The 3,237-nt window shown below is 64.3% G+C and carries 3 protein-coding genes and 2 pseudogenes; all 5 read left to right on the top strand.

Annotated elements, in window-relative coordinates:
• Positions 1 to 1,389: pseudogene (locus AC1D15_RS23650) on the top strand (hypothetical protein); the annotation flags it as partial.
• Between the two features lie 97 nt (positions 1,390 to 1,486).
• Positions 1,487 to 1,648: pseudogene (locus AC1D15_RS23645) on the top strand (RHS repeat-associated core domain-containing protein); the annotation flags it as partial.
• 234 nt (positions 1,649 to 1,882) lie between these two features.
• A complete protein-coding gene (locus AC1D15_RS23640; RefSeq protein WP_477827892.1) occupies positions 1,883 to 2,149 on the top strand; it encodes a hypothetical protein in 267 nt (88 codons plus the stop codon).
• 11 nt (positions 2,150 to 2,160) lie between these two features.
• A complete protein-coding gene (locus tag AC1D15_RS23635) occupies positions 2,161 to 2,808 on the top strand; it encodes a hypothetical protein (protein ID WP_477827891.1) in 648 nt (215 codons plus the stop codon).
• Between the two features lie 83 nt (positions 2,809 to 2,891).
• The coding region (locus tag AC1D15_RS23630) for a colicin immunity protein (protein ID WP_477827890.1) at positions 2,892 to 3,237 on the top strand (346 nt) is incomplete at its 3' end.

Here is a 3,237-nt window from a genome sequence, read left to right as displayed (position 1 = left end):
ATGCGAACGCTTCTCCCGGTTCTCACCGCGGCCGCGCTGGCGTGCTTAGACGCCGGCGCCCAGACGCTGCCGCCCCCACCGGTGTCGCCGGCACCGGTCACCCGCTACGAGTACGACCCCCAGGGCCAGCTGACGCTGCAGACGCAGGCCCCGGGCGTGCCCGGCCTGAACCTCGAGACCCGGTACGGCTACGACCGGCTGTACCGCCTGACCGAGCGGCGCGATCCGATGCAGGGCCGCGTCGGCTTCACGCACGACGGGCTGAATCGCGTCACGCAGGTCATCGACCCGCGCTCGCTGGCCACGCGCTACGTGCGCAACGGCTTCGGCGATGTCACGCAGGTCACCAGCCCCGACACCGGCACCACCACGCTGACCTGGGATGCGAACGGCAACCTGCGCACGCGCACCGACAGCCGCGGTGTCCTGGCCAGCTACCGGCATGACCCCGATCACCGGCTGACCAGCCTCGTCTTCAGCCGGCCAGGAGAGCCCGAGCTGAGCCTGGGGTGGTCGTACAGCCAGACGGGGCCCGATTTCGCGTATGGCGGTGGCCGCCTCACCAGCAGCCGCTTCCCCGCAGGCTCGGCCCTGTACCGCTACACCGGCCAGGGCCGGCCGGCGGCCACCGTGCAGCGCATCGAGGCCGCCAGCGGCGCGAACCCAGCGCCTGTGGTGCACACCGTCGGCTACGCCTACACCCGCGGCAAGCTGACCGCGCTGAGCTACCCGTCGGGCCATGTGCTGACCATCGGCTACACGCAAGGGCAGGCCACGTCGCTGAGCTTCGCTGCCGATGCTGGCAGTACGCCCGTGCCGCTGCTCGGTGACATCCGCTGGGAGCCCTTCGGCAGCGCGGTGCGCAGCTGGGCCTGGCAGATGCAGGCCGGCGCGCTGGCGCACGAGCGCTGGCGCGACCTGAGCGGGCGCATCGTGCGCCAGCGGCTCGGTCCGATGTTCCGCGACATCACCTACGACGCGGCCGACCGCGTGGCGGGCTACACGCACTGGCTGCCCGACGGCACGCCGCAGCCGGCGCTGGACCAGCAGTTCGGCTACGACGGCAACAGCCGGTTGACGAGCGTGATCAGCGCCAACGCGAGTTGGGCGCTGGCGTATGACGCCACCGGCAACCGCAGCGCGCTCAGCCTGAACGGCAGCGGGAGCGGCTACACCATTGAACCCGCGAGCAACCGGCTCACCGCCATCAGCAACCCGGCACGCGGCTTCTCGCACGACAGCGCCGGCAATGTGACCGGTGCCGACTACAGCGCGACCTACAACCTCGCCGGGCAACTCGCCACGCTCACGCGCGGCGGCGTCACCACCGCGTACAGCTACGACGCCGGTGGGCAGCGCATCCGCAAGAGCGACGGCAGCGCCGCCGGCACGCTGATCTTCGTGCACGACCACCAGGGGCACATGCTGGGCGAGTACGACGCGTCAGGCACCGCGGTGCGCGAATACGTCTGGCTCGGCGACATCCCTGTGGCGATGGTCATGCCCGCGGCGGTGGCCGGCGAGGCACTGCAGGTCTTCTTCATCCACGCCGATCACCTCGTCGGGGCTGTTCTACAACGGCCAGCGCTACTACGACCCGCAGACCGGCCGCTACCACCAGTCCGACCCGATCGGGCTCGTCGGCGGCATCAACACCTACAGCTACGTCGACGGCCAGCCCACCGGCTACGTCGACCCGAACGGGCTGCAGTACGCGCCGATGCCAGGCCTGCCGATCCCACTGCCGCCGGCGGCCGTGCCGGGCACCGCCGAGAACAAGGTGCTCACCGAGGCGACGATCCGGGCGATCCAGGCGGCAAGCGAGGCGGTCAGCAATGTCTATGGCCGCTGTGCGCAGGCGCTCGGGCGGGCTTGGGATCGGATGTTCAGTGAGGGTGGAGAAGGAGCAGATGAGCAGAAATTGCCTGAACTCGATAGCACAGGCAAAGTGCATGGTTCGATTCCAGATCACCTGCCGGAAGGCGCAAAGCCAGAACAGCTAAACGAGCTCAAGGATGATCTGAAGAAGAGTATCGAGACAAGAAAGAATGAGCAGAATCGCCTCGGCGAAGATGGCCCTCACCGGGAACGAATTCGTCAAGAGGAGCGCCTGCTTCGTCAGATCGAAAAGAAGCTGAGTGGCTCATGAAGGAACCAACAATGAGGCAAGATCCGGATCAGACCCTCCAACAGGTGCTGAGAAGTGGCGACGATGAAGTTGCGCATCGATTGCTGCAAGCGTTCTTTGCTGGATATCCCCTGGAGAATCTGCGGACGCTATTGAACAGCTCGGATGAGAGAGTGGCAAAGATCGGCGCATGGATTGCTTCGGAACTGGGGGCCAAAGCGGCGCCATTGATGGATGCCTTCTTCGCCTTGCTGGCGCATCGATCGCGCTACGTTCGCTTCTTTGTCCTTGACGCCGTACTTGTTTGCGCAACGGAACTGGACGCCGCCCTCGTGGCGCGAGGTGTCCAGTTGCTGCGAGACAGCGACGATGCCGTGCGATGGAAGGCATTGAACTTCATTGCCAGAGTTCCGCTGTCGGTCTTGGCAAGCAGCATTCCGAGACAGGCCGATGCTCATCTGGCCGAACTTACGTCCTGGATAACTCGTTTGAATACCATCGATTCTTTGTCGCAAGTCACCGCACGACTTTCAAGCCCGGATGGCCTGAAAAGATTGATTGCATGTGCGGCCTCCTATCGGTTGCACGAGTCGAACCCGCACTTGCTTGAGCTTGCGTCCAGATCCGAAGACGTTGAGGTGTCATCGTTCGCAGCTGAACAATTGAGGCTGCTTCGTTGAGTTCAGATCGAGCTGTCAATCCAAAGCAAGAGGCTGCACGTGGCGGTGTGTGACAGCCATATCAAGTGGAATGGAGATCGTTGATGAGCAAGCTTGAACGAAGTCGCCTCCACACCACTTCCCGGGACTTCTTCGACATGCATGGCAGCACGCTCATGAAGCTGAACGTCKATGCGGCCATTGAGGTGTGCTTGCGGGCTGCTGCACATGGGCTTGTCGTCGCACGAGTTGAAGGCGGGATTTGGCACGCTCCTGGCTTTGAAGCAAGACTTGATTGCATCTGGGACGGGATCGATCCGCCGGTTGACCAGTCAACAGCACACCACAACAACCTTGAGGCGGCCGAGTTCATTGCCGAGGAACGGCAGATCCACACCGCATTCGTGATCACAGCGCCTCCAATCTCAGGGTGGCCTCACAAGTCATCAA

This window comes from Rhizobacter sp. P2_H2, assembly GCF_056403375.1.
The sequence above is the reverse complement of the archived record's forward strand: the minus strand, read 5'-3'. Positions and strand labels throughout refer to the sequence as shown.

What these genes read in the sequence shown, in the direction of transcription:
- AC1D15_RS23640 (WP_477827892.1), top strand. Translation starts at nt 1,883, where the DNA reads ATGTTCAGTGAGGGTGGAGAAGGAGCAGATGAGCAGAAATTGCCTGAA.
- AC1D15_RS23635 (WP_477827891.1), top strand. Translation starts at nt 2,161, where the DNA reads ATGAGGCAAGATCCGGATCAGACCCTCCAACAGGTGCTGAGAAGTGGC.